Annotated in this window: 28 protein-coding genes; 13 read left to right on the plus strand and 15 right to left on the minus strand. The window is 68.9% G+C overall.

Translation table 11 applies throughout. The features are described from left to right. The first annotated feature begins 11 nt into the window (after positions 1 to 11). Positions 12 to 614 (plus strand): uridine kinase family protein, encoded by a 603-nt coding sequence (locus tag FPZ11_RS01415; protein WP_246846457.1) that lies wholly within the window; start codon positions 12 to 14, stop codon positions 612 to 614. Here the strand turns inward: FPZ11_RS01415 and FPZ11_RS01420 are convergent. Beyond that, positions 586 to 867, minus strand: coding sequence for a winged helix-turn-helix transcriptional regulator (locus FPZ11_RS01420; RefSeq protein WP_146317752.1), 282 nt, complete (start codon positions 865 to 867; stop codon positions 586 to 588). The genes FPZ11_RS01415 and FPZ11_RS01420 overlap by 29 nt on opposite strands. After that, positions 864 to 1268 carry a VOC family protein gene (locus FPZ11_RS01425; RefSeq protein WP_146322616.1) on the minus strand — a complete coding sequence of 135 codons (405 nt, stop codon included), beginning with the start codon at positions 1266 to 1268 and terminating at the stop codon, positions 864 to 866. The genes FPZ11_RS01420 and FPZ11_RS01425 overlap by 4 nt, the downstream gene beginning before the upstream one ends. Positions 1269 to 1636: 368 nt before the next feature. Between FPZ11_RS01425 and FPZ11_RS01430 the strand changes: the two genes are divergently transcribed. The 4 genes from FPZ11_RS01430 to FPZ11_RS01445 all read left to right on the plus strand — a co-directional run bounded on the left by FPZ11_RS01430 (position 1637) and on the right by FPZ11_RS01445 (position 3056). Continuing rightward, positions 1637 to 1855 carry a hypothetical protein gene (locus tag FPZ11_RS01430; RefSeq protein ID WP_146317754.1) on the plus strand — a complete coding sequence of 73 codons (219 nt, stop codon included), beginning with the start codon at positions 1637 to 1639 and terminating at the stop codon, positions 1853 to 1855. After that, complete coding sequence (locus FPZ11_RS01435; protein WP_146317755.1) at positions 1852 to 2181, plus strand: hypothetical protein; 330 nt, start codon at positions 1852 to 1854, stop codon at positions 2179 to 2181. Before FPZ11_RS01430 ends, FPZ11_RS01435 begins: the two co-directional genes overlap by 4 nt. A 126-nt stretch (positions 2182 to 2307) precedes the next feature. Next, positions 2308 to 2739, plus strand: a complete 432-nt coding sequence (locus tag FPZ11_RS01440; RefSeq protein WP_146317757.1) for a MerR family DNA-binding transcriptional regulator — start codon at positions 2308 to 2310, stop codon at positions 2737 to 2739. After that, positions 2736 to 3056: a thioredoxin family protein gene (locus tag FPZ11_RS01445; protein ID WP_146317759.1), complete on the plus strand. Its 321-nt coding sequence runs from the start codon at positions 2736 to 2738 to the stop codon at positions 3054 to 3056. Before FPZ11_RS01440 ends, FPZ11_RS01445 begins: the two co-directional genes overlap by 4 nt. Positions 3057 to 3110: 54 nt before the next feature. Here the strand turns inward: FPZ11_RS01445 and FPZ11_RS19150 are convergent, their stop codons facing one another. Together FPZ11_RS19150 and FPZ11_RS01450 are read right to left on the minus strand one after the other, a co-directional pair. After that, positions 3111 to 3248: a hypothetical protein gene (locus FPZ11_RS19150; protein WP_168203685.1), complete on the minus strand. Its 138-nt coding sequence runs from the start codon at positions 3246 to 3248 to the stop codon at positions 3111 to 3113. A gap of 43 nt (positions 3249 to 3291) precedes the next feature. After that, positions 3292 to 5643: a molybdopterin oxidoreductase family protein gene (locus FPZ11_RS01450; protein WP_146317761.1), complete on the minus strand. Its 2352-nt coding sequence runs from the start codon at positions 5641 to 5643 to the stop codon at positions 3292 to 3294. 162 nt (positions 5644 to 5805) lie between these two features. Between FPZ11_RS01450 and FPZ11_RS01455 the strand changes: the two genes are divergently transcribed. After that, a complete protein-coding gene (locus FPZ11_RS01455; RefSeq protein ID WP_146317763.1) occupies positions 5806 to 6561 on the plus strand; it encodes a class I SAM-dependent methyltransferase in 756 nt (251 codons plus the stop codon). 3 nt (positions 6562 to 6564) lie between these two features. Beyond that, entirely contained in the window at positions 6565 to 7119 is a 555-nt protein-coding gene (locus tag FPZ11_RS01460; RefSeq protein WP_146317765.1) for a dihydrofolate reductase family protein, read from the plus strand. On the opposite strand, the gene FPZ11_RS01465 is transcribed toward FPZ11_RS01460, so the two are convergent. The 5 genes from FPZ11_RS01465 to FPZ11_RS01485 all read right to left on the minus strand — a co-directional run bounded on the left by FPZ11_RS01465 (position 7116) and on the right by FPZ11_RS01485 (position 12418). Further along, positions 7116 to 8240 carry an ABC transporter ATP-binding protein gene (locus FPZ11_RS01465; RefSeq protein WP_146317767.1) on the minus strand — a complete coding sequence of 375 codons (1125 nt, stop codon included), beginning with the start codon at positions 8238 to 8240 and terminating at the stop codon, positions 7116 to 7118. The genes FPZ11_RS01460 and FPZ11_RS01465 overlap by 4 nt on opposite strands. Beyond that, a complete protein-coding gene (locus FPZ11_RS01470) occupies positions 8237 to 9070 on the minus strand; it encodes an ABC transporter permease (RefSeq protein ID WP_246846458.1) in 834 nt (277 codons plus the stop codon). The genes FPZ11_RS01465 and FPZ11_RS01470 overlap by 4 nt, the downstream gene beginning before the upstream one ends. Then, positions 9067 to 9978, minus strand: coding sequence for an ABC transporter permease (locus FPZ11_RS01475; protein ID WP_146317769.1), 912 nt, complete (start codon positions 9976 to 9978; stop codon positions 9067 to 9069). The genes FPZ11_RS01470 and FPZ11_RS01475 overlap by 4 nt, the downstream gene beginning before the upstream one ends. A gap of 20 nt (positions 9979 to 9998) precedes the next feature. Next, a complete protein-coding gene (locus tag FPZ11_RS01480) occupies positions 9999 to 11195 on the minus strand; it encodes an ABC transporter substrate-binding protein (protein WP_146317771.1) in 1197 nt (398 codons plus the stop codon). A gap of 62 nt (positions 11196 to 11257) precedes the next feature. Further along, the gene (locus tag FPZ11_RS01485; protein WP_246846460.1) at positions 11258 to 12418 is read right to left on the minus strand and encodes a TIGR03364 family FAD-dependent oxidoreductase; all 1161 of its coding nucleotides are present in this window, start codon (positions 12416 to 12418) and stop codon (positions 11258 to 11260) included. Between the two features lie 166 nt (positions 12419 to 12584). On the opposite strand from FPZ11_RS01485, the gene FPZ11_RS01490 reads away from it, so the two are divergent. The 4 genes from FPZ11_RS01490 (at position 12585) to ligD (ending at position 15642) form a co-directional block, all read left to right on the plus strand. Further along, a complete protein-coding gene (locus FPZ11_RS01490; RefSeq protein WP_146317773.1) occupies positions 12585 to 13370 on the plus strand; it encodes a GntR family transcriptional regulator in 786 nt (261 codons plus the stop codon). Beyond that, on the plus strand, positions 13367 to 14062 hold the full coding sequence (locus FPZ11_RS01495; protein WP_146317775.1) for a phosphonatase-like hydrolase: 696 nt from the start codon (positions 13367 to 13369) through the stop codon (positions 14060 to 14062). Before FPZ11_RS01490 ends, FPZ11_RS01495 begins: the two co-directional genes overlap by 4 nt. A gap of 103 nt (positions 14063 to 14165) precedes the next feature. Beyond that, positions 14166 to 14579 (plus strand): VOC family protein, encoded by a 414-nt coding sequence (locus FPZ11_RS01500; protein WP_146317777.1) that lies wholly within the window; start codon positions 14166 to 14168, stop codon positions 14577 to 14579. A gap of 10 nt (positions 14580 to 14589) precedes the next feature. Then, positions 14590 to 15642, plus strand: coding sequence for a non-homologous end-joining DNA ligase (gene ligD, locus FPZ11_RS01505; RefSeq protein ID WP_210415933.1), 1053 nt, complete (start codon positions 14590 to 14592; stop codon positions 15640 to 15642). Between the two features lie 49 nt (positions 15643 to 15691). Here the strand turns inward: ligD and FPZ11_RS01510 are convergent, their stop codons facing one another. Genes FPZ11_RS01510 through FPZ11_RS01530 form a run of 5 tightly spaced genes read right to left on the minus strand, consistent with a single transcriptional unit; the run spans position 15692 to position 19813 of the window. Then, complete coding sequence (locus FPZ11_RS01510) at positions 15692 to 16750, minus strand: ATP-dependent DNA ligase (protein ID WP_146317779.1); 1059 nt, start codon at positions 16748 to 16750, stop codon at positions 15692 to 15694. 14 nt (positions 16751 to 16764) lie between these two features. After that, complete coding sequence (locus FPZ11_RS01515) at positions 16765 to 17667, minus strand: DNA-3-methyladenine glycosylase family protein (RefSeq protein WP_246846462.1); 903 nt, start codon at positions 17665 to 17667, stop codon at positions 16765 to 16767. Further along, positions 17664 to 18242: a methylated-DNA--[protein]-cysteine S-methyltransferase gene (locus FPZ11_RS01520; protein ID WP_146317781.1), complete on the minus strand. Its 579-nt coding sequence runs from the start codon at positions 18240 to 18242 to the stop codon at positions 17664 to 17666. The genes FPZ11_RS01515 and FPZ11_RS01520 overlap by 4 nt, the downstream gene beginning before the upstream one ends. Beyond that, positions 18242 to 18730, minus strand: coding sequence for an RNA polymerase sigma factor (locus FPZ11_RS01525; RefSeq protein WP_210415934.1), 489 nt, complete (start codon positions 18728 to 18730; stop codon positions 18242 to 18244). Before FPZ11_RS01525 ends, FPZ11_RS01520 begins: the two co-directional genes overlap by 1 nt. Positions 18731 to 18784: 54 nt before the next feature. Further along, the gene (locus FPZ11_RS01530) at positions 18785 to 19813 is read right to left on the minus strand and encodes an LLM class flavin-dependent oxidoreductase (protein WP_246846463.1); all 1029 of its coding nucleotides are present in this window, start codon (positions 19811 to 19813) and stop codon (positions 18785 to 18787) included. Positions 19814 to 19960: 147 nt separating this feature from the next. On the opposite strand from FPZ11_RS01530, the gene FPZ11_RS01535 reads away from it, so the two are divergent. Then, entirely contained in the window at positions 19961 to 21133 is a 1173-nt protein-coding gene (locus tag FPZ11_RS01535) for a YihY/virulence factor BrkB family protein (RefSeq protein WP_168203708.1), read from the plus strand. A gap of 62 nt (positions 21134 to 21195) precedes the next feature. Beyond that, positions 21196 to 21477: a hypothetical protein gene (locus FPZ11_RS01540; RefSeq protein ID WP_146317787.1), complete on the plus strand. Its 282-nt coding sequence runs from the start codon at positions 21196 to 21198 to the stop codon at positions 21475 to 21477. Between the two features lie 30 nt (positions 21478 to 21507). Here the strand turns inward: FPZ11_RS01540 and FPZ11_RS01545 are convergent, their stop codons facing one another. After that, positions 21508 to 23940, minus strand: a complete 2433-nt coding sequence (locus FPZ11_RS01545; RefSeq protein ID WP_146317789.1) for an ATP-dependent DNA ligase — start codon at positions 23938 to 23940, stop codon at positions 21508 to 21510. Positions 23941 to 23991: the final 51 nt, after the last annotated feature.

Below are 23991 nucleotides of genomic sequence, written 5' to 3' on the forward strand. Positions count from 1 at the left end.
ATGCTCGGACGGTGGACCTCGACATCCTGACAGAGAAGCTCACCACGTATCGCAAGGAGAGCGACCGGCCTGTCGTCGTGGGCATCTCAGGGTACTGCGGATCGGGCAAGTCCACGCTCGCACGGTCGCTGGTTTCGGCGCTGCCGGGCGCGGTGCGACTGCGCGGCGACGATTTTCTCGGTCCTGTTCGCTCCCATCGACGTTCCGCGGACTGGGACGGCGTCGAGCGCACACGCCTCGTCGAAGAGGTGCTCTCCCCATTTCGGGCGGGCCGACCGAGCATGTTCCAACGGTTCGACTGGGGGCGAGGAGAGCTCGCACCGCCGGAACCGATACCGACAACCGACCTTCTGATCGTCGACCTGATCGGTCTGTTCCATCGTGAAGCGTTGCCGAACCTCGACGTCACCATCTGGTGCGACGTCGACCTCGACGTCGCCGCCACTCGGGGAATGGCCCGTGACCATCGATTGGGCAGGGACCACGACACGTTGTGGCGGGATGTCTGGATTCCGAACGAGCGCGATTTCGAGAAGAAGCACTCGCCTCAAGAGTGCGGCGCGATGTTCTACCGAGGAGAGCGGCTCAGCCTCGCTCAGCACCCCAGCGCCTGAGCGCGACGATCGCCTCCTGCAAGGCGCGACCCCGATCGGTCAATGCATAGGCCCGCGTGTTGTGCTTCAGGGGCAGCCGGGAGAGCACGCCGGCCTCCTCGAGTTCGCGCAGGCGGGTCGCGAGCACGCTCATCGGCACGCCGAGGTCGCGTTGCAGGTCGCCGTACCGCTGAGGTCCGTCGAGCAGCCGTTCCACGATGAGCAAGGCCCACCGCGCTCCGACGACGTCGAGTGCCGCAGTGAGATCGCTCACGCCGACGGATCGGTGTCCGGCTTCATCCAGAACGGCGAGTAGTGGTACCCGTCGGGGTCGTCGAACTGGCGCTGGTACATGAAGGGGTAGTCGTCGGTGTCGCCGATCCGGCCGCCGGCCGCGCGGGCGCGCTCGACGAGTTCGTCGACGGCCTCGCGGCTGGCGAGGTCGAACGAGACCGTCACCTTCGAAGGTGTGTCCGGCCCGCCGATCAGGTCTTCGGTCCCGCCGACGCTGGCATACATCTCGCGGCTGCCGAGCATGACGTACTGCTCCGGCGCGATCGCGAAGCAGGACACGTTGTGATCCGACATCTTGGTGTTGAGGGTCCAGCCGAGCGCGGTGTAGAAGGCGGTCGCGCGTTCGACGCTCTCGACGGGGCAGGTGATGAAAAGGCTCATGCAGCACACACTTTCAAAATCGAAGTATGATGTCAAGGCTCAGCCGATGCGGAATCGCAATGCGGTGAAGCCGGGGTCAGCCGTGTGCGGACGAATAGCGTTGTCGGGTGAGGTCCTGGCGGAGGGGAGCGGCGTCGGTTCTCGTGGTCGTCGCCGTTGCCTCGGGTTGCGCCGGTTGCGGCGTCCGCGCGTGCGCGGAGCCGTCGATTCCCATACCGGCGGTGTGGCTGGATGCATCGCCATGGTTGTCCGCCCATCCGCACACGTCGCTGCGGGCGTGCTTCGCTCATCGGTGTCGGGTCATCGGCGGCGGACAGCAGCCCGTGCCTCTGGCTCAAGGGAACACGAGTCTTGGCGATCCTGAGCCCTTGACGGTCTCCACGACGGGCGCGGACTCGCGTCGGTTGGTCAGCGAACGCGTCGCGCTCAAGGACGACGTGGCGCACGGGCCCTGCGGGGACCTGCACTTCTGGGGTGCGAACGCCCGTGTCTCCGCGGGTGGACATGTCGAGATGCTCGGCTGGTCGGGTGCGTACCTGCCGCCGGCGACATCCACGCCCGAGCCCACGCCATCATCGACGACATGATGAACGCCGGCAGAGCGGGATCGAGTCGTGTCCCGGCGCCATGGAGCCGCCGGGAGAACGTCGCCGCCGTGCTGCTGGGCATCGTCGTCTTCGCAGCGATCGGGCTCTTCGTGCCGATCCCCAGTCTCGCCTGGTTCCTGGTGATGGCAGCGTTGCTCGTCGTCGTGGGCATCGCTTCGATCGTGACGGGTGTCGTCGTTCTGGCGCAGACGTCGCGAAGTCGGCGTTCGATCGCGGTCGGACTCGGCGCCGTGATGGTTCCCCCGTTCTTCTGGTGGGGGCTGGCCTCTGGTTCCTTGCTTCTGCTGCACGACCTGCGGCTCTAGGGCTGTGGTGCACTCCGCGATCGTCCACCAGCCACATCGCCCACGTGCGCCCCGCTTGACCTTGACCCATGGGTCAACGTTTAGCGTGAACATGTCACGGTGCATCGGCGCCGTCGGGAGGCATCCATGAGAATCGGCGAGGTCGCCACGTCGGCGGGCGTCACCGTCAAGACGGTGCGGCACTACGAGACGCTCGGCCTCATCCGGTCGACGCGGCTGAGCAACGGCTACCGCGACTACGGCGAGGATGCCCCGCGGCTGGTCGCCGAGGCGCACGCGCTGAGCCGTGCGGGCATCCGTCTCGAACAGACCCGTCCGTTTCTCGACTGCCTGAGCGAAGGCAGCGAGCACGGCGACGACTGCGTCACGACGCGCCCTGCCTACCGGGCGGCGATCGACGACCTCACGGAGCGCATCGACGAACTGAGCCGCCGTCGCGACGCGCTGCTCGAGTTGCTCGCGACAGCCGAGGCCCGAGAGGATGCCGGCTGCCAGTTCGCCGACGCCCGCCCCGTTCACGAAGACAGCCGCGTTCACGAAGGAGTACTGAAAGCATGATCACCGCAGACGAGTCCACGTTCGAGAGCGCCGTCGAATCGGCCGCGACACCCGTGCTGGTGTACTTCTGGGCCACCTGGTGCGGTCCGTGTCGTGTGCTCGGCCCGCTGCTCGAGCAGATCGAGTCGGAGAACGGCGAGGCGTTCACCGTCGTGAAGGTCAACGCCGACGATTCACCGGCGCTGGCCGCCCGTTTCGGGGTGATGGCGGTGCCGACCATGAAGCTCCTGGTCGACGGTGAGGTGAGGCGCACCATCGTGGGCTCGAAGCCCAAGGCCGCGCTGGTCGCGGAGCTCGCACCCGTGCTCGCTTCCTGAGCGCAGAGCCCGGCCGGGCTCACGCACGCCAGGCCGTGGCGTCACCACGAACCGTCAGGGCTCTTCATCGGCTTCCAGCGTCTCGTCGGGATCGATCGACGAATCGTCGGTCTCGGTCGCGGCCATCGCCTCCTGCTCCTCGGCCCTCGCCTCTGCCGCGATCTCCTCGTCGTGTCGTTTCCTGCCCAGCATGCTTCCTCCTGACTCGATGGGTCTGACTCGATCGGTGCGGCTGTCAACCCGCCGGAGCCGACGCCGTGTTCGTCGGCGCGGGCGCCGGTCCCGTACCTGCCCGAAATCTGCGCACCGACACGGCGGAGACCTTGAACTCGGGCTGCTTCGAGACCGGATCCCACGCGCTCAAGGTGAGTTCGTTCGCGGCAGTGAGCGGATCACCGCCGTAGTGCCAGGGCGCGAACACGACGCCTTCTCGCACGTGCGAGACCCGAGCGGGCGCGTCAATGTGGCCGCGGCGGGATGTCACGCGCACGACATCGCCCTCGGCGACGCCCAGCCGCGCGGCATCCTGCTGCGACAGCTCCACCCACATCGACGGCGCCGCATCGTTGAGCTGCCTGGCCCGCTTCGACTTCGTGCGGGTGTGCCAGTGGTACACGGTGCGCCCTGTGGTCAGCCGCAGCGGGTACTCGTCGTCGGGTGTCTCGTACGCCGGCTCGAACGGCACCGTCTTGAGGATGGCGCGCCCGTCGGGATGGTCGGACCGGTACTGCGCCTCGCTCGTCGCCTCGCCGGTGCTCAGGTCGTGACCCCACGTCTCGCAGTACTCGATCTCGGTCGCGAAGTGCGCGTCGATGTAGAGACGCTCGGTGCCGTGCGGTGCGCCGGCGGTGACCGGCCATTGCACCCCGCCACGCTCGTTCAGCTGCTCGTAGGTGAGCGCCGAGTAGTCACAGAGCCGGCCCGCGCTGCACGCCTTCCACCCTTCGAAGGCGCCCTCGGGGGTGTCCCAGCCAGGCAGGGCTCGACCGTCCTTGTCTTTCAGGCCCAGTCGGGTGGCGTAGTCCACCCAGATGTCGAGGTCACTGCGGGCCAGCCCAGGCGGCTCCACGGCCTTGTTCTGCAGGTGCACGGTGCGGTCGACGTTCGTGAACGTGCCCGTCTTCTCCGCCCACAGCGCGGCGGGAAGCACCACATCGGCCAGCTCGGCCGTCTCGCTCAGATAACCGTCGGAGACCACGACGAAGCACTGATCACCGCTCAGCGTCGTGCGGATGCGCGCCAGGTCGGGCATGGAGACCGCGGGGTTGGTGCCGGCGATCCAGAGGAACCCGATGGAGCCCTTCTCGGCGAGACGGAAGATGTGGTTCGCGTCGGTGGGCGGCCCGTCGTGGGGGATGGTCGAGGCATCCACGTTCCACAGCTTCGCGAGCTGATCGACGTGGTCGGGGTTGGCCCAGTTGCGGAAGCCGGGCAGCGCGGCGCCGCAGCCCGCCTCGCGGTTGTTCTCGGCCGACGGCTGCCCGTTCATCTGCAGGATGCCCGCACCGGGCCGTCCGAGCATCCCGCGCAGCAGATGCAGGTTGTTCACCTGGCACGACGCGGCCGTCGCCTGGTGCGACTGATAGAAGCCCATCGAACACGTGGAGACGACACGGTCGCTGGTGGCGAAGATCTCGGCGGCGCGACGGATGTCATCGGCCGGCACCGCGCAGATCTCCGCGGCCCATTCCGCGGTCGCCTCCGCCGTCACCGCCCGCAGTTGCTCGAACCCGATCGTGTGTTCGCCGACGTATTGCGCGTCGACCGCGCCCATCGCGATGAGCTCGTGCACCAGCGCGTTCATGAGGGCGAGGTTCGTGCCGTTGAGGATCGGCAGGTGCACGGTGGCGCGCTCGGCGACCTTGGTGCGACGAGGGTCGACGCACACCAGCCGCGGCGGGTTCGGGCCGTCGAGACGGTCGAGCATTCTCGTCCACAGCACGGTCTGCGTCTCGGCGACGTTGTGGCCGTACAAGAAGATCGCGTCGCAGCTGTCGATGTCGGCGTACGACCCCGGCTGGCCGTCTGAGCCGAACGTCTCCTGGAACGCGGCTGAGGCGGTCGCCGTGCACAGGCGCGTGTTGCCGTCCATGTGCGGGGTGCCGATGCCCGCCTTGCCGATCACCGCGAGCGTGTAGTACTCCTCGATGGTCAGCTGGCCCGAGGTGTAGAACGCGTGCGAGAGCGGGCCCCTGCCCGCCAGAAGGTCGGCGGAGCGCTCCACCACCGCGGCCATCGCGGTCCCCCAGTCGGTCTCCACGAGCCTTCCGTTCCGCCGTATCAGGGGAGTGGTGAGCCGTTCGTGCAGCTGGCCCTGCCAGCCGTAGAGCCCTTTCGGCCCGAGCCGACCGTGGTTGACGCGGTCGTCGGCGCGGCCGCGCACGCCGACCATCCTGCCGTCGGCCACCGCCACCTGAAGGCCGCAGCCGTTGCTGCACAGCAGGCACGCGCCATCCACCCACTCGACATGCTCGGCGCTCACGCCCTCGGCGAGGTACTCGTCGACACGTTGCGGCCACACCGCCCCCGAGGCGTAGGGGGTGCGGCGACCCCAGATGTCGCGGATGCGGTCTTCGTTCGACGTCACGTCGATCACCACCTCGTGTTCAGACGACTCGCCTTCCACGCTCTCACCAGAATCGGCTCACGTCACCCCCCTCGATCGATCGGTCGACATGCCTCCGCGCCGAGTGGGCGGCTCCATGTCCTTGTCGTTGCGCCCGCGTGACGACGCAACGAGGATGGGCCGGTGATCGATCAGCAGCAGATCTGGGACGACGACGCCGCGCAGAGCTACGACACTCCCGGCGAAGGCATGTTCAGCGACGGGGTGCTCGGGCCGGCGGTCGACGCGCTGAACGAGCTCGCCGCCGGTGGTCCGGCCGTGGAGTTCGCGATCGGCACGGGACGGGTGGCGATCCCGCTCTCCGAGACGGGCATCGCAGTGAGCGGGATCGAGCTTTCGCACGCGATGCTCGCCAGGCTCCGCGAGAAGGTCGACGAAGACCGCATTCCGGTCGTGCAGGGCGACATGGCCACGGCATTCGCGGGCACGGACTTCGCGCTGGCCTACCTGGTGTTCAACACCATCTCCAACCTGCTCACTCAAGACGAACAGGTGGAGTGCTTCGCCAACGCGGCACGACATCTGCGCCCGGGCGGATGCTTCGTGATCGAGCTCTGGGTGCCCCAGCTGCGTTCGCTGCCGCCCGGCCATGGTGGAACCGTCGAGGTGAGCGAGCCCGGCTACGTGCTGGTGGATGCCGTCGACCCGCTCGAGCAGCGCCTCACCTCGCACCACTTCAGGTTCGCCCCCGACATCGAGGGAGGCCGAGAGGCACGGGTCTTCCGCTCGCCGCATCGCTACATCTGGCCAAGCGAACTCGACCTGATGGCCCGGCTCGCCGGATTCCGTCTGGAGTCGCGCTGGGCGGATTGGAAACGAAACGCGTTCACCGCCGAGTCGACCAGCCACGTCTCGGTGTACCGCCTCGAGGAGGGCTGAAGAGTGCTGATCTACTCGATGACCGCGTCGGCCGACGGCTTCATCGCCGACCGCGACGGCGGTATCGACTGGAGCGCACCGGACGACGAGCTCTTCCAGGCGCATCTCGACGAGGTGCGCAGCCTCGGCGCCTACCTGCTCGGCCGCCGACTCTACGAGACCATGCTCGTCTGGGAGACGCAGCCGGCGCTGAGCGAGAGCGAGTCGGGTGCTGCGTTCGCCGAGACCTGGCGCACCCTGCCGAAGATCGTGTTCAGTCGCAGCGGCGCACCCGTTCAGGGACGTGCCCGACTCGCAGAGAAGCCCCTGGCCGAAGAGATCGTCACCGCCCTCGAGACGACCGACAAGCCGGTCTCGATCGGCGGCGCCGCACTCGCCGCGGCCGCCATCGAATTCGGCTTCGTCGACGAGTTCCGCCTCTTCCGCGCTCCCGTCGTCCTGGGCGGCGGCACCCCGTACTTCCCGCCCGTCCCCGAGCAGATCCGGATGCGGACGCTCGAGACCCGAACGTTCGACTCCGGTGTCGTCTACGAGCGGTATCTGCGCGTCAGCGCCTAGCGCGAGCGCACCACAACGGGACGGCCCTTGAATCGCACGTGCACCGCGGCATCCGGCACAGGGCGGTCGCGAACGTCGTGCTGCACCGAGGCCAGCGTGCCGTCCTCGAACCGCACGGTCGTGCGACGCATCGAGCCCAGGAAGCTCGAGCCCACGACGACGGCCGGCAGAGCGTCATCGGCGCCACCCGCGCGCTCGTCCAGCTCGAGGTCCTCCGGCCTGATCAGCGCCGTCACCTCACCGCTCGCGCTCTCGCCGAGCACCGTGAGCCGGCGGCCGAACACGACGACCTCGTCGCCATCGGCGACGCCCGGAAGCCGGTTGCTCAAGCCCACGAAGTCGGCCACGAACGGCGTCGACGGCTGCAGGTAGAGCTCCTCGGGCGTGCCGATCTGCTCGATCGCCCCCGCATTCATGACCGCAACGCGGTCGGCGACGGCGAGCGCCTCCTCCTGATCGTGCGTGACGAACACCGTGGTGATGCCGAGCTCCCGCTGGATGCGCCGGATCTCCTCGCGCAGCTGCACCCGCACCTTCGCGTCGAGAGCTGACAGCGGCTCGTCGAGCAGCAGCACGCGGGGCCGCGTCACGAGTGCACGTGCGAGCGCGACCCGCTGCTGCTGCCCACCGGACAGCTCGTGCGGATAGCGTTCGCCGAAGGACGCCAGTCCCACCAGGTCGAGAGCCTCGGCGGCGCGGGCGGCGCGCTTGCGGGCATCCACCCGGCGCATGCGCAGTCCGAACTCCACGTTCTGCGTGGCCGTGAGGTGCGGAAAGAGCGAGTACGACTGGAACACCATGCCGATGTCGCGGCGGTTCGCGGCCACGGCGGCGACGTCGGTTCCGTCGATGAGGATGCTGCCGGCATCCACCCGCTCCAGGCCCGAGAGCGCGCGGAGCATGGTCGTCTTGCCACAGCCGGACGGACCGAGCAGGGCGACGAACTCGCCGGGGTTGATGCTCAGCGTGACGCCCTGCAGAGCACGGTGCGAACCGTAGGTCTTGACGATGTCGACCAGCTCGACGGCGGTGCCCTTGATGGTCAGGGGGCCGGTGTCTCCCGGCCCACCGCCGCCCGGCGTGGATGCCGGGTGGTCGGTGTCGTGCAGGGTGACGGTCATGATGCGCTCCTTCTGGTGCGGCGGTACGAGCCGACTCGGCCGATCACGAGCAGCAGCACGAACGCGAACACCAGGGCGAACACGGCGAAGATCGCCGCGACGTAGGGGTCGGTCTGCTGCAGCAGGAACAGCGCGGTCTGGAAGGTGGTCTGGTTGAGGAACGACGCGATCGTGTACTCGCCGAGCACGACGGCGATCGTGAGAAAACAGGCGGAGAGGATGCCGCGCTTGAGGTTGGGCAGGATGACCCGCCCGAGCACCGACAGCCAGCCGGCGCCGAGCGAGCGGGCTGCCTCACCGAGCACCACCAGATCGAGGGCCGCGATGTTCGCCTGGATCGGCCGGTACGCGTAGGGCAGCACGATGATGCCGATCGCGAACGAAAGCGTCCACGCGACCGAGCCGAACACGCCGGCCACCACCTGGTACACGGGCACGAACCCCACCACGAGCACCACGGTCGGCACCGTGATGGGCAGCAGGCAGACGAACTCGATGGCCCGGCGCATGCTCGGGTAGCGCAGTTCCACCAGCACCATCGTGGGCAGCAGCACGAGCAGCACGACGGCCACCGTGATCACGCAGATCAGCAGCGAGTTGCCGATGCCGGTGAAGAGCTGATCATAGGTGAGCTCCTGCGACGGGTCGAAGATCGCCGCGTAGTGCACGAGCGTGAACGAGGAGAACGAGCCGGTCGCGCCGGGCGCACGGAACGTGAAGAGCAGCATGGCCGCGATCGGCAGCAGAAAGAGGATGCCCGCCACGGTCAGGATGATCGTGCTCGTCGTGCGGCTCGGTGCGGCGCCGACGCGCACGTCGTGCCGGCTCACCGCTGCCACCTCCTGGCTCGTCGCTGCAGCATCGAGTACGCGGCCATGACGATCACCATCACCACGAGCATCCCGAGCGCCAGCACTCCGGCCGTGTTGGAGACGCCCACGATCGTCTCGCTCGTGAGCTGCTGCTTGATGGCCAGCGGCATGATGCCGCCCTGGTCGATCAGCGCGGCCGCCGTCGCGAACGACGAGAACGCGTTCGCGAACAGCAGGATCGTGCTGCCCCAGAACGCGGGAGCCAGGATCGGGAAGGCGACCCGCCACCAGTACGTGGCGCGCGACGCGCCGAGCGTCGCCGCTGCCTCCGCCCACTGGTGCTGCATGCCCTCGATCGCGGGCATGAACGTGATGACCATCAGCGGGATGGAGAAGTAGAGGTAGGGGAAGACGAGACCGCTCACCTGATAGAGCAGGGGACCGTTAGCGTTGATGTCGAACCCGAAGGTCTGCTTGAGCGTGAGCGTCAGCACACCCTGAAGGCCGATCAGCGCGATGAACGCGAACGCCAGCATGATGCCGCCGAACTGAGCGAGCACGCTGGATGCCGAGTCCACCACCGTGCGCAGCATGCCGGTGGGCTTGGCGCCGAGCAGGGCGAAGCAGATCAACGCCCCCACGACGGCGCCCACGAGGGCGACAACGGCCGAGACCCAGAACGAGTTGACCATGTCGGTCACGATCACCGGATTGGCGAATGCGGCGAGGTTCGCGAAGGTGAAGGCCCCGGCATCCGTGAAGAACCCGCTCGCCACGGCGTAGACCGTGGGAACGGCGAGGAACAGAAGCACGTACAGCGCGAACGGCGTGAAGCCCAGCCACCCTGCCCCAAGGCGCCGGAACCTGGCGGTTCCGGCGCCCGTGGCGGTGGTGGCCGTCGCGATCGGTGTGGACGCGGCGGTCATCGCAGCTCCTTCAGACTCGGTCAGCCGACCGTCTTCGACCAGCTGGAGCCGAGCAGCGAACCGGCCTTGGTGGCCTGGTCTGCCGTGAGCTGCACGAAGTTCTTCGGCGGCTCACCCACGGACTTCAGCGTGCTCTCGTCCACGGTCTTGTTCGAGATCATGGCCTGCAGGGTGGCCGGATAGGCGCCGGAGGCCAGGTACAGGTTCTGCACCTCGGGGCTGTACAGGTACTCCTCCCACAGGCGAGCGGCCGCCGGGTTCGGGCCGTCGGCGTTGATCGCCTGGTTGTAGTAGCTGCCCAGTGCCGTGCCGGGAAGCACCACGGTCTTCCAGTTCGGGTTGCCCGCCGAACCGCCCGCCGGACCCCAAGCCAGGTTGTTGTAGCTCCACTGGATGACCACGGGCGTCTCGCCCGAGTTCACCGTGGCCTGCGTCGGCAGCACGGAGAGGAAGTTGCCGGCCTTCTTCAGCTTGCCGAAGAAGTCGATGCCCGGCTGGATGTCGTCGGCCGTGCCGCCCGACTGGAGGTTGGCCCAATAGACAGCGCTCGCAGCCTCGTTGGCCTGGGTCGGGTCGCCCTTGATGGCGACCTTGCCCTTGTAGTCGGAGCCGAGCAGGTCGTCGATGCTCTTCGGCGCCTTCTTGATCACCTTGGAGTCGTAGCCGATCGACATCAGGCCGGTGTAGTCGTAGTACCACTTGCCTTTCGCGTCTTTGTAGTCGGCGGGCAGGTCGGCCCAGTTCTTCACCTTGTAGTCGGCGAGCAGGTCGAGATTGTCGTCGAGAACGGCGGTGCCGAGGTCGAACACGTCGGGGGCGGTGCTCTGCCCCTTCTGCGACTTCGCCGCGGCGACCTCGTCGGCGCTGGAACCGTTCGGGTTCTCCGAGTTGATCTTGATGTTCGGGTACTTCTTCTGGAAGCCGGCGATGATCTTGCCGTAGTTCGCCCACGACGGCGGCAGGGTGATCACGTTGAGGTGGCCCTCCTTGTTCGCCGCTGCGACGAGACCCGCCATGCCGCCGAAGTCGGCGGCGCTTGTCGCCTTCTGCGCCTGCTCGAGCGTGAGGGTCTTCGCGTCTGCGGCGTTCGCCGTGTTCGCTCCGCTGCCTGCGCAGGCCGTGAGCGAGAGGGCGACGACCGTCGCCAGGGCGGCGGTCGCGAGAATGCGCTTGCCGCCTCGCGTGCCCGCGGTGCGGGCGATCGCGCGTAGTTCCATGTCCGTGTCCTTTACGGTTCGGTGTTCGGGTGTGTCTTGGTGGTCGGTGAAGTCGTGGGGGCTCACGCTGCGGTGTGGGCCTGTCGGGAGGAGACGAGCTCGTCGAGAACGGCACGCGCGAGCCCGAAGCCCGTCGTCATGCCGATGCCGCTGGTGACGGATGCCACGACCACCCCGGGCTCCGGGCTCGCCATCAGGAACGGCCCGGTCGGGGCGGAGGCGTACACGCCCCGCCAGCGCCGCAGCACCGTGAGGTCGGGCACGCCGAACAGCAGGCGGAACTGGTCGAGCAGCAGCTCGTCGACCTCTTCGGCCTCGAACGGCGTGAGCGTGGTGTCGTAGTGGTGGGTGTCGCCGATCACGATGCGACCGTTCGCCCGCTGCGTGAACATGAGGTTCACGGTGTTCTCTAACAGCTCGGGCGCGGACTCGGCGAGTTCGGCACGCACCCTCTGCGCGGAGTCCGTGCTCGCGAAGCCGTCGTAGCGCAGCAGCGAGGTGCCGGTGAACACTCCGGGGGCGACGGTCATGCCGGAGGGTGCCTCGATCTCCATCATGCGCAGGCGGCAGCGCTGCACCCCCGCCTCGGCGGCGAGCTCGGGGTAGTGTCTGTCCACGTCGTGTCCGACGGCGAGCACGACCGTCTCGGCCGTGTACTCCCGCCGGTTCGTGCGCACGAGCCCGCCCGAGATCTCGAGCACGTTCTCGCCGTACCGCAGGTCGGCGCCGCGCTCCGCGATCGCCGCGGCGAGCGCCGGGATCGCGTCGGGGGAGTCGACGCGCAGATCGAGAGGGAGGTGCGCGCCGGCGACGAGGCCGGGCGAGTCGAAGCCCGCCAGCCGCGCGGCCTCGGCGGGGGTGAGCATCCTCACGGCGTCGTCGCGCAGCGCGTGAAACTCCTCGAGCACGTCGGCCTCCGCCTGCGTGCGGGCCAGCACCACCGTGCCGTCGGTGCGCACCGGGATGCCCGCGACGGCTCCCGCCTGCAGCCACGTCTCGCGGGCATCCATCGCGTACTCCAGCGCGAGACCCGACTGCGCGGTGGCGCACAGGTGCCCGAAGTTCCGGATGCTCGCACCCACCGCGCGCTCGTCGCGCTCGATCACGATGACCGACATCCCGCGCAGCACGGCGTGCCAGGCGTGGGCGAGCCCCACGATGCCCGCACCGACCACGATGAGGTCGGCGTGCGGGGCGATGGCGGAGGAGTCGTCGGAAGTCACGGCTCGAGTCTGCAGGGACGAAGGCGGCGGATCGGCCGATTCCATCCACTTGTCATGAGATGTTCACCTGACAGGAAATCGCGGCGATTCGAGGCAAACATCGGGTGAACAGGCGGTGTCCGAAGGGGCTGTCTTGTTGTCCGGTGTCGACATCTATAGTCAAGCTATGACGGTGCCTCTCCACGAACGCGTTCGCACGAGCATCAGGGACCGCATCCTCAGCGGCGACCTCGTCGCGGGTGACACACTGCCCAGCGAGGCGGAGCTGTGCGCACAGTTCGGGGCCTCCCGTGGCCCGGTACGTCAGGCCATCTCGGCGCTGAGCGCCGAGGGCCTGATCGAGACCAGTCAGGGCAAGGTGCCCACGGTGAGCAGGCTGCCGCTGAAGCAGCCGATCGACGACTTCTTCTCGTTCTCCGCCTGGGTCACGGCCATCGGCCGCATACCCGGCCAGCACACTGTGGAGATCGCCCTCCGCAGGGCCGACCCGGTGCTGTCCGCCGAGCTTCGCGTCGATGACGACGAGAACATCGTGCAGCTGTTGCGGGTGCGCTCCATCGACGCAGAGCCCACCATGCTGGAGCGCACGGCGTTCGTGGCGTGGGTCGGCCGCATGCTGTTCGACTTCGACACCGACTCCGGGTCGATCTTCGGGCACCTGATCGAACAGGGCGTTCCGCTCGACCACGGCGAGCACACCATCGACGCGGTCGCCGCCGATGAGCAGGACGCCCTCCACCTGTCCGTTCCCGTCGGCTCGCCGCTGCTGCGCGTGCGTCGCGTCACCACCTCGCGCGACGGCGAGGTGCTCGAGTACTCCGACGATCGCTACCGGCCCGATCGCGCCGATCTCGTGGTGCGCAACGCGAGAACGCCGACCAGCCAGCGCGTCTTCGTCACCCGTCAACTCACCCCGGAGACCTCCGGAGACACCAGCAGGAGAACACCGTGACCATTCGACTCGTCTGCCTCGACATGGCAGGAACGACCATCGACGAAGGCGGTGTCGTCTACGACGTGCTCCGCTCCAGCGTCGAGAACGCCACCGGCCGCCGGGTCGCCGACGACGTGCTCGCGCGGTGGACCGGCACCGACAAGCACGGGGCGATCACCGGACTCCTCACCGAGATCGGCGACGACCCGGCGCGTGCCGACGAGGTCTTCGCCGTCTTCTCGAGGAGGCTCGACGAGGCCTACGCCGCCACGCAGGCCACGCTCTTCCACGGCGTGCGCAAGGCGGTCAGGAGTCTGCGCAGCCACGGCGTGAAGGTCGCGCTGCAGACCGGGTACACGCTCGAGGTGGCGGCGCCGCTGCTGGATGCCGTGGGCTGGCGCATCGGCCACGACATCGACGCCATCGCCACGGCCGACGACGTCTCCGCCTCCAGGCCCGCTCCGTACCTCGTGTTCCGCACCATGGAGGCCACGGGGGTGCGCAGCGTCGACGAGGTGCTGGTCGCAGGGGACACCCCGAACGACCTCGGCGCCGGGCACAACGCCGGTGCGAGGTACGTGGTCGGGGTGCTGACCGGCGCGGCCGATGCGGTGCAGCTGGGCAGGCATCCGCACACGCACCTGCTTCCCGGTGTCGCCGACATCCCGGCGCTCCTGGCAGAGGCGGGGGAGTTGCCTGCAGGGGGCTGACGCCGACGGATGCACGCAGGTAGCGTTGCCGACGAGAGCGCACTTCCGGTTCACAGCGTCTTTCGGAGATCCCGGGGGCGGGGCCGGCGAAGGAGAGACACTCATGTCCGTCGTACTCAGCCCCTACCTGAGCTTTCGCGACAACGCTCGCGAAGCCATGGAGTTCTACCAGACCGTCTTCGGCGGTGACCTCACGGTCAGCACGTTCCGCGACTTCCACATGCAGGAGGAGCCGAGCGAGCTCGACAAGGTGATGCACTCGCAGTTGACGGCGCCCGGTGGCATCACGCTGATGGCCGCCGACACGCCGAACCGCATGGACCACACGCCCGGCGGTGCCGTCACGATCTCGCTGAGCGGTGACGACGAGCCGACGCTGCGCGGGTACTGGGATCGGCTCTCCGATGGCGCGAACATCAGCCAGCAGCTCTCGCAGGCGCCGTGGGGAGACTGGTTCGGCCAGCTCGTCGACCGCTTCGGGGTCGCCTGGATGATGGACATCTCGGCTCAGGGCTGAGCGGTCATCCATGGCAGACGAGACAACGCTCGACGTCAACGGCCCGCACGGCGTGCGCCGGGTGCGCATCAGCCACCCGGGCCGGGTGGTGTATCCGCAGGTGGGGATCACGAAGCTCGATCTCGCGCACTACGCGATCGCGGTGGCCGAGCCGTTCCTGGCGGCCAACGGCGACCGGCCCGTGTCGCTGCAGAGGTTCAGGGACACGATCGACGGCGAACAGTTCTTCTCGAAGAACCCGCCGCGCGGCACGCCCGACTATGTGCGCGACGTGACGGTCGTCTACCCGAGCGCCAGGTCGCATCCCCAGCTCGTGCTCGACGAGCCCGCGTCGATCGTCTGGGCCGTGCAGATGGGCACCGTCGTGTTCCATCCGTGGGCGTCGCGGGCCGAAGACTCCGACAACCCCGATCAGCTCCGCATCGATCTCGATCCGCAGCCCGGCACCGACTTCTCCGACGCGATCCCGGCAGCGACCGAGTTGCGTGCCGTTCTCGCGGAAGCGGGTCTGGATGCGTTTGTGAAGACCTCGGGCAACCGCGGCCTGCACGTGTTCGCGCCCATCCGACCCGAGCACGAGTTCCTCGATGTGCGCCACGCTGTCATCGCGGCCGCTCGCGAGCTGGAGCGTCGCATGCCGGATGCCGTCACCACGGCCTGGTGGAAAGAGGAGCGCGGAGAGAAGATCTTCGTCGACTTCAACCAGGCGAACCGCGACCGCACGATGGCGGGTGCGTACAGCCCGCGGGCGCTGGCACACGCATCCGTCTCGGCCCCCGTCACCTGGGACGAGCTCGAGTCTGTCGATCCGCACGACTTCACCGTGCTCACCATGCCGCAGCGGCTGGCCGATGCCGGAGATCCGTGGGCGGATTTCGGGGCGCACCCCGGCAGCATCGACGTGTTGCTGTCGTGGTGGCGGCGCGACACCGAGAACGGCCTCGGCGAGCTTCCGTTCCCTCCCGACTTCCCGAAGATGCCGGGCGAGCCGCCGCGCGTGCAGCCCAGCAAGAAGGTCGACGCCAACTGGGACGCCGCAGGCAACCGCGTCGACGAGGCCTGAGCGGCGCAACGACACTCTGCTCCCTGAGGGCGTGCAGCGAGTCGAACGGTCAGGCCAGCACGTCGCCCAGGTCGTACGCCGCAGGCTGATCGAGCTGGTCGAAGGTGCATGAGCGAGGCTCGCGGTCGTCGCGCCACCGTTCGAACTGCACGGTGTGCCTGAAGCGCGCACCCTCGAGCTGGTCGTAGCGCACCTCGAGCACACGCTCCGGGCGCAGCGTGACGAACGAGACATCCTTGCTCGACGAGAAGCGGCTCCGCTCGCCCTCTCCGGTCACCGCATTGCCCTCGGCGTCGCGCTCGACCAGCGGTTCCAACTCGTCGACGAGCTCGAGTCGGCGTGCGTTGCTGAACGCGGATGCGCCGCCAACGCTCCGCAATGCCCCGTCGCTGTCGTAGAGACCGAGCAGCAGCGATCCCACGCCACGTCCGCTGGAGTGCACGCGGTAGCCGATCAGCACGACGTCGGCCGTGCGGTGATGCTTCACCTTGAGCATCGTGCGCTTGCCAGGGGCATAGGGGGCGGCGAGCGGCTTCGCCACAACCCCGTCGAGCCCGGCGCCCTCGAACTCCACGAGCCATCGCCTGGCAGTCTCGACGTCGGTCGTGGTCTGGCACAGGTGCAGCGGCTCGACCCACGGCGCCGCGAGCTGCTCCAGCGCGGCGCGGCGCTCGGCGAACGGCTGCTCCATCAGATCCTCGCCGTCGAGGGCGAGCAGATCGAAGGCCACGAACATCGCCGGCGTCGTCTCCGCGAGCAGGGCGATGCGGGTTGCGGCCGGATGGATGCGCTGCGACAACGCCTCCCAGTCGAGTCGCTCCTCGCCCCTCGTTCCGCGACGCAGCACGATCTCCCCGTCGAGCACGCAGCGCGGCAACTGCCAGGCGAATGCCGAGACCAGCTCGGGAAAATACCTGGTCAGCGGCTTGGAACCGCGGCTGCCGATCTCGACGTCCCGTCGGCCGTGGGCATCCGCCTCGCCGACCGCGACGATGCCGCGGAATCCGTCCCACTTCGGTTCGTACGAGAGGCCGCCCGGCACGGAGTCCGGGACGGGGACGCCGTCGACGGCTTTGGCGAGCATGGGCGCCACGAGGGATTCAGCCATGTGCCGATCATGCCTCAGGCCGACGACGTGCGGGAGAACGCGTCGGCGGTCCACAGCTGCATCGTGGCGTACGCCCGCCACGGTCGCCAGCGTTCGCCGAGCTCCGACGCGGCGGCCGGCGTCACGCCGCCGAGGGCCCTGCGCAGCACGAGGTCGCCGACGGGGTAGGCATCGGGATCGCGCAGCACCCGCAGAGCCAGGTAGTCCACGGTCCACGGTCCGATGCCCGGCAGCGCGAGCAATGCGGAGCGCACCGTGGCCGCATCCTCGCCGCGTCGCACGCGCAGCCCGTCGGCGAACGCCGCAGCGACGGCGATCACCGTGCGGGCCCTCGCGAGCGGGATGCCGACTGCGGCGCGCAGCTGATCGAGGTCGGCGTCCGCGACGACGCGCGCCTCGGGAAACGCGAGCAGCTCGCCGGGTCCTGGCGCTCCGTAGGCGGCCGCGAGCCGCCCGGTGAAGGTGCGGCAGGCGGCCAGAGAGACCTGCTGGCCGAGCACGGTCTGCACGGCGGCCTCGAAGGCATCGGGATGCCCGATCACCCGCACGGCGGGCCGCTCCCTCACCAGCGGGCCCAGCACCGCGTCACCCGCGAACGCCTCTCCGACGGCGTCGATGTCCGTGTCGAGGTCGAACCACTCCCGCACGATCTCCGTCGTCTCGGCGTCGCCTCCGCCGAGGATCCGCACGCCGTCGTCGAGCACCGCGACGGTCACGGGAACGAGTCCGGATGCCGTGCGCAGCAGCCTCGTCACCGTCCCGTCGTCGAGATCCACGCGCTCCACCCCCGGCACGCTGTGGTTCACGAGCGATCGCAGCACCACCTCGCGCTCGAGGTGTCCGGCGAGCGGGCTGCCCGCGGATTCGCGCGATGCCCGCTCGCCCGTCGCCGACCCCGGCGACGCCGGCCCGGTCACGCCGCGGCCTCGAGCGCGAGCAGAGTGCGCTTCGCGTCCAGGCCGCCCGCGTAGCCGCCCAGCGATCCGTCGCCGCGCAGCACCCGATGGCACGGCACGACGATCGGAAGCGGGTTCGTGGCGCAGGCCGTGCCCACAGCACGGTACGCGCGGGGCCGGCCGGCGGCATCCGCGAGCTCCCCGTAGCTGGCGGTGTGCCCGTAGGCGATGGTGGGCAGCAGGCGCTGCACCTCGCCGCGGAACCCACGGCTGAGCGCCCGGTCGAGCGGCAGGTCGAAGGCCGTGCGCCGGTGTTCGAAGTACTCGTCGAGCTCGGCGACCGCATGATCGAGCCGGGCGGGCGCCTCCAGCACCCGCGGGCTCACCCTGTCGGCGAGCGCCTGCAGCACGTCGTCGAAGCCCTCGCTCTCGAACGCGATGCGTACGATGCCCTGCGTCGTGCTCGCCACGAGCAGCCTGCCAACAGGTGTCTCCGTGTACCGGTAGGCGATGTCGAGCAGTCCGCGCTCGCCCGCCTCCCGTTGCAGCCGCTCGTGCAGGGCGGAGAGGTGCTCCGTCAGCTCGTTCGTCGCCATCACCCGGCTCCCATCGTTCGTCGCAGCGAGCGGATGCCGTCGGCCGCCGCCCGCCTCGCGGCCTCCGTCGTGCCGCCGATGATGTCAGCCACCTCCTGGTATCGCAGCCCGCCGAGGTAGTGGTAGGTGACCGCCTTGCGCTGGCGCTCCGGCAGCGTCGCGACGGCACGCACCACCTGGTCCGATTCCTCGCGCCACTCGGCGTCGAGCTCGGGCAGGCCCAGCGTGCTCGCCTCTTCGGGAACGTGCTCGACCGGAAGTGCATGGCGGCCCTTGGCGCGCAGCAGGTCGATGCACTTGCGGCGCGCGATCGTGACCAGCCACGCTTCGACGTTCGCGTCGGGGGCGAGGCGCGGGTAGGCATCCATGGCGGAGAGGAAAGTCTCCGACCAGGCGTCATCCGCGTCGTGCACGGCGAGCATCGAGCGGCACACGCGCAGCACGACGGTGCCGTGTGTGCGCACGACGGTCTCGAACGGCAGGGGCATCATCACACGGTAGACGTTGCCCGCGACGAAAACGTGAGGTCGGCGGGTCGCCTCCTAGTCCGCGAGCAGCTCGCGCACGCGGGGGATGACCTTCGTGGCGTACAGCTCGATCGAGTGCATCAGCAGGTCGTGCGGCATCGGGCCGTTCGCGTACTTGAGGTCGAAACGATCGACGCCCAGCACCTTGATCGCCTCGGAGATGCGCTTGGCGACCGTCTCCGGCGAGCCGACGTACAGCGACCCGTGTCGCACCTCGCTGATGTACTGCTCCTTGCTCTGCGGCGCCCAGCCGCGCTCGCGCCCGATGCGGTCGGTGGATGCCTTCTGATACGGATACAGCTGCTCCATCGCCAGCTCGTCGGTGTCGGCGACGAACCCGGGGGAGTGCATCGCCAGCGGCATGGGCTCGCGCTCCAGCTGCTCCTGGGCGCGCTTGTACAGGTCCACGTACGGGGCGAAGCGCCCTGCGTTGCCGCCGATGATCGCCAGGGCCATGGGGATGCCGTAGCGCACCGACCGAATGACGCTCTCCGGGCTGCCGCCCACTCCGACCCACGCCTTGAGCCGGCCCGACTCCGTCTTCGGGTACACCTGCTGGTCCGTCAGAGGTGCTCGGACCGTGCCCACCCAGGTCACGGGGTCCTCCTCGCGGAGCAGGCTGAACAGTTCCAGCTTCTCCTCGAAGAGCTTCTCGTACTGCGACAGGTCGAATCCGAACAGCGGGAACGACTCGGTGAACGAGCCGCGTCCGACGGTGATCTCCGCGCGGCCGTTCGACACGGCATCCAGCGTCGCGAACCGTTCGTAGACGCGCACAGGGTCGTCGGAGCTGAGCACGGTCACCGCGGTGCCCACCGTGATGTCCTTCGTGCGGGAGGCGATGGCCGACAGCACGATGTCGGGGGCGCTGATCGCGAAGTCGGCGCGATGGTGTTCGCCGATCCCGAAGGCGTCGACGCCGAGCTCATCGGCGAGCACCGCCTCGTCGATGACGTTCCTGATGGTCTCGGCGGCCGGGCCCTGTGCGCCGTCCTCGCCGAGGGGAACGTCCCCGAAGGTGTCCAGTCCGAACTTCACGGCCACAGCGGCCCCTCTCCATTTGTATGCGAATGCATGCATCGACAACGCGACGGACCTCTCCATCATTCCCGGCCGACGCGAGACGAGCGAGGGATCGCGTCCGAGCGCAAGGGGTGGGCCCGAACCTTGTGCCGGCGTACCGTGGCGAAGATGGAGCCACTCGACCTCGCGAAGAAGAAGGCGCATCGGGCGAGCAAGCAGACCCGCAAGCTCGCGAAATCGCTGCGCGACCACGACGAGCCGCAACCGCCGTCACCCGCGCAGGTCGCGCTGCGAGAGCGTGAGGCGAAGGCCGCGGCATCCGCACGCTACGGACGCATGCCGTGGGGTTACGTGCTCTCGCGCACCCTGCGCGAGTACGGGCGAGACGGATGCTCCGACCTCGCCGCCGGCCTCACCTACTTCTCCGTGCTGTCGGCTCTGCCCGCCCTCCTGGCGCTCGTCTCGGTCCTGGGTCTTCTGGGTGCGGGCGGCGAGGGGTCCAAGACCCTGCTCGATGTCGTGGATGCCGTCGCGCCGGAGCAGGTGCAACCCGCCCTGGCAGGTCTCGTGAACCAGCTCACTTCCTCGACGGCGGCGGGAATCGGTCTCGCCGTCGGCATCGTCGGCGCGGTGTGGTCGGCGTCCGGATACGTCGGAGCCTTCATGCGGGCGGTGAATCGCATCTACGGCGTGGCCGAAGGACGCGGCACGCTCGCGCTGCGCTCGCGTCAGCTCGTCATCACCGTCGTGGTGCTCGTGCTGATGGTGATCGTCGTGCTCTCCCTCGTGCTGACCGGTCCGTTCGCTCGCACGATCGGGGAGGCGCTCGGGTGGGGCGGTGCGGTGTCGGCCACCTGGGAGATCGTGAAGTGGCCCGTGATCGGGGTCGCTGTGGTGGTCGCGGTGTGCGTGCTCTTCTTCGGCGCCCCGAACCTCCGCGGCCTACGGCTGCGCTACGTGGCGTCGGGCGCGGCGGTCGCCGTCGTCGTCATGGTCGCCGGCTCGCTGGTGTTCGGCTTCTACGCGTCCACTTTCGCCAGCTACAACCGGGTGTACGGCACCGTCGGCGGGCTGCTGGTCGCACTGCTCTGGGTGTGGCTGGCGAACCTCGCGCTCGTGATCGGCGCCGAGCTCGCCTCCGAGCTCCAGCGCGGCCGTCAGCTCGCGCTGGGGGTGCCGGCGGAAGAGAGGGTGCAGCTTCAGGTGCGCGGGAGCACGGCCTCCGAGAAGGCGACGCGCAAGCTCGAGGCCGACACGCTCGTCGGCCGCGCCATCCGCGAGGCGACGGCGGCCCAGCACGATGCGAGTACTGCCCATTCGGTCGGTGCGGGGATAGCCTGACAACGTTCAGCTCGCACAGCCCACTCGATGAATCGTCACGAGAACTCAGCAGGGAGACAGCGATGATCGCGTCCATCCTCGACAACGACAGCGTGCACTTCGAACACAGGGGCGCCGGCTATGTCATCACCAGACTGGGGCCGACGGACTGGTCCGTGCGCGCCGATGACGGCACGGCCGTCGGTGCGCTCACGGTCATGTCGCCGGAGGGCGAGGAGCACGAGCCGGTCTACGGCGGCATCGTGCGGGGCCAGAGCGAGACGGACTACGAGGGATCCGACTGGGAGTCCATCGTGCGCGCCCTGGTCAACGAGCTGCTCGACGCCGACGAACCGGTCTCGTAGCGGTCGCCGCGCACGGCTCGACCGAGGCGCTCAGCTCTCGCGCACCACGTCCTTCGGCTCCTTGTCGGTGCGCCATCCGCGCCACGACGGCTGCCGCAGGCGTCCGCCCTTCGTCCACTCGGCGAACTCCACCTCGCCGACGAGTGTCGGCGTCACCCAGTGCACGCCACGGGCATCCGTCGCGGGCACGTCGTCGAACGGTGACCGCGTCGCCTCGACGGCACCCAGACGCCGAGCGATCTCATCGAGCTCGGCGTCGCCGAACCCGGTGCCCACCTTGCCGACGTAGGTCAGCGCGTCGCCGTTCGGGATGCCCATCAGCAGCGAACCGACTCCGTTCTCGCGTCGCCCTTCGCCCGGCTTCCACCCGCCGATGACGACCTCCTGCGTGCCGTGGTGCTTCACCTTGATCCACGACGCGGAGCGCTTGCCTGCCGCGTACGTGGACCGCAGCTCCTTCGCCACGATGCCCTCCAGGCCGTCTCGACGGCTGCGGTCCATCGCGGCCCCGATGGGACCCTCCACGGCATCCGGAACCTGCGCCACCCCGCGGTGCCTGTCCGTCAGCACGTGTTCGAGCGCGGCGCGGCGCACCTCGTACTCCGCGCCGGTGATGTCGTGTCCGTCGAGCTCGAGAACGTCGAACGCGTAGTAGCGCACCGGAACCCGCGAGGCGACGCGCGAGATCTCGGCCTCGTTCTGCAGGTTCATGCGCTGCTGCAGCAGTCCGAAGTCGGGACGTCCGTCGTTCAGCGCGACGATCTCGCCGTCGAGCACGACGGGGGAGCGCACGGAGTCGGCGATCCCGGTCAACTCGGGGTACTGCGCGGTCACGTCATTGCCGCTTCGGGTCACCAGCCGCACCGCGCCGTCGTGCACATAGGCGATGGCACGGATGCCGTCCCACTTGCCCTCGAACGCCCACCTCGCCTCGTCGTGCTCCAACTGCTGCTGGCTGCCGAGCGTGGCGAGCATGGGGGAGTAGTCCTTGCGCACACGATCCACGGCCATGCGGTGGATCAGCCAGTTCTTCTCGTCCTTCGCCCCACGGCCGCCCGACCCGCCGGTGTGGATCAGCGCCACCTTCACCGGCTTGCCGCCGAGGCCGCCGTCGTGCGACGGGTGCAGGGTGACGATCACCTCCTCGCCCTCGCGCCACTTCTCGAGGTCGTAGACCCCCGAGTCCCAGATATCCACGTGGCCCGCACCGTATTCCCCGTGCGGAATGTCTCCCTCGAACCCGCCGTAGTCGAGCGGGTGGTCCTCGACGTGCACCGCCAGGTGGTTCTGCTTCGTGGTCTCCGGCACACCCTTGGGCAACGCCCAGCTCACCAGCACGCCGTCGCGTTCGAGCCTGAAGTCGTAGTGCAGGCGGCGCGCGGCGTGCTTCTGGATCACGAAGGAGCGGCCGGACGTCGTGGCTGGCGTGCCGGCCGGCACCGGCTCCGGCGTCTTGGCGGCGTCCCGTTTGCTGCGATACACGGTCAGGCGGTCGCGGTCGGCACTCTTCTCTGCCCCGTGCGCATCACCGCCCTGCTTCGTCGACGCGGTCGAGGCATCCGCCAACGGGTCGCCCTTCTTCTCCACCCGGTCGAGCACCTCCGCGTAGCCGAGCTGTCGCAGCTTCGGCGACGCGAGCTCGCGCCACGTGCGCGGGGCGGCGACAGTGGGATGCTCCCTTCCGCGCAACGAATACGGCGCCACCGTCGTCTTGCCTGCGTTGTTCTGACTCCAGTCGATGAACACCTTGCCGGCGCGGTCGACACGTTTCATCGTGCTGATCACCTCGTCGCGGTGGTCAGCCTCCAGCGCACGGGCGAGCTCGCGCGCCACCGCCGACGCCTGATCGGAGGTCTGGGCTCCGTCCAGCCGCGCGTAAAGATGGATGCCCTTGCTCCCGCTGGTCACCGGCACCGGTTCGAGCCCCATGTCGGCGAGGATGTCGCGCGCCCATGCCGCCACCTGAGCGCACTCCCTCAGCCCGACCCCCTCGCCGGGGTCGAGGTCGAGCACCAGCCGGTCGGGGTTGCGCCTCGCCCCGCGAGGCCCGACCTGCCACTGCGGAACGTGGATCTCCAGTGCGGCGATCTGCCCGAACCAGGCCAGCACGGCCGGCTCGTTCACCAGCGGGTACACGTTCGCGTGGTCCTTGTGCTGAATGCTCACGCGCGGCACCCAGTCCGGCGTGCCCTCGTCGAGGTTCTTCTGAAAGAACGCCTGCTCGGGATGCTCCGCCGTGCCCACCCCGTTCACCCAGCGTTTGCGCGTGGCCGGCCGGTCGTGCGCGTGCCCGATGAGCAGCGGTGCGATCTGCGCGTAGTAGGCCAGCACGTCCGCCTTGGTCGTGCCGGTCGCCGGATACAGCACCTTGTCGAGGTTGGTCAGCTTCAGCCGATGCCCGTCGACCTCGACCACCTGAGGCCCGCTCGTGCGCGCCGTGTCGTCTGTCTTCGTCGCCCCCATCACACCGACGGTACGCTCGCGCGCGGGCGGCGCAACCGGCTTGACGGGGGC

Source organism: Humibacter ginsenosidimutans (genome assembly GCF_007859675.1).
Taxonomy (GTDB): Bacteria; Actinomycetota; Actinomycetes; order Actinomycetales; family Microbacteriaceae; genus Humibacter; species Humibacter ginsenosidimutans.

What these genes read in the sequence shown, in the direction of transcription:
- FPZ11_RS01490 (WP_146317773.1), top strand. Translation starts at nt 12,585, where the DNA reads ATGACGGTGCCTCTCCACGAACGCGTTCGCACGAGCATCAGGGACCGC.
- FPZ11_RS01435 (WP_146317755.1), top strand. Translation starts at nt 1,852, where the DNA reads ATGATGAACGCCGGCAGAGCGGGATCGAGTCGTGTCCCGGCGCCATGG.
- FPZ11_RS01540 (WP_146317787.1), top strand. Translation starts at nt 21,196, where the DNA reads ATGATCGCGTCCATCCTCGACAACGACAGCGTGCACTTCGAACACAGG.
- FPZ11_RS01500 (WP_146317777.1), top strand. Translation starts at nt 14,166, where the DNA reads ATGTCCGTCGTACTCAGCCCCTACCTGAGCTTTCGCGACAACGCTCGC.
- FPZ11_RS01545 (WP_146317789.1), bottom strand. Translation starts at nt 23,940, where the DNA reads ATGGGGGCGACGAAGACAGACGACACGGCGCGCACGAGCGGGCCTCAG.
- FPZ11_RS01510 (WP_146317779.1), bottom strand. Translation starts at nt 16,750, where the DNA reads ATGGCTGAATCCCTCGTGGCGCCCATGCTCGCCAAAGCCGTCGACGGC.
- FPZ11_RS01425 (WP_146322616.1), bottom strand. Translation starts at nt 1,268, where the DNA reads ATGAGCCTTTTCATCACCTGCCCCGTCGAGAGCGTCGAACGCGCGACC.
- FPZ11_RS01440 (WP_146317757.1), top strand. Translation starts at nt 2,308, where the DNA reads ATGAGAATCGGCGAGGTCGCCACGTCGGCGGGCGTCACCGTCAAGACG.
- FPZ11_RS01445 (WP_146317759.1), top strand. Translation starts at nt 2,736, where the DNA reads ATGATCACCGCAGACGAGTCCACGTTCGAGAGCGCCGTCGAATCGGCC.
- FPZ11_RS01525 (WP_210415934.1), bottom strand. Translation starts at nt 18,730, where the DNA reads ATGCCCCTGCCGTTCGAGACCGTCGTGCGCACACACGGCACCGTCGTG.
- FPZ11_RS01480 (WP_146317771.1), bottom strand. Translation starts at nt 11,195, where the DNA reads ATGGAACTACGCGCGATCGCCCGCACCGCGGGCACGCGAGGCGGCAAG.
- FPZ11_RS01520 (WP_146317781.1), bottom strand. Translation starts at nt 18,242, where the DNA reads ATGGCGACGAACGAGCTGACGGAGCACCTCTCCGCCCTGCACGAGCGG.
- FPZ11_RS01475 (WP_146317769.1), bottom strand. Translation starts at nt 9,978, where the DNA reads ATGACCGCCGCGTCCACACCGATCGCGACGGCCACCACCGCCACGGGC.
- FPZ11_RS19150 (WP_168203685.1), bottom strand. Translation starts at nt 3,248, where the DNA reads ATGCTGGGCAGGAAACGACACGACGAGGAGATCGCGGCAGAGGCGAGG.
- FPZ11_RS01535 (WP_168203708.1), top strand. Translation starts at nt 19,961, where the DNA reads ATGGAGCCACTCGACCTCGCGAAGAAGAAGGCGCATCGGGCGAGCAAG.
- ligD (WP_210415933.1), top strand. Translation starts at nt 14,590, where the DNA reads ATGGCAGACGAGACAACGCTCGACGTCAACGGCCCGCACGGCGTGCGC.
- FPZ11_RS01465 (WP_146317767.1), bottom strand. Translation starts at nt 8,240, where the DNA reads ATGACCGTCACCCTGCACGACACCGACCACCCGGCATCCACGCCGGGC.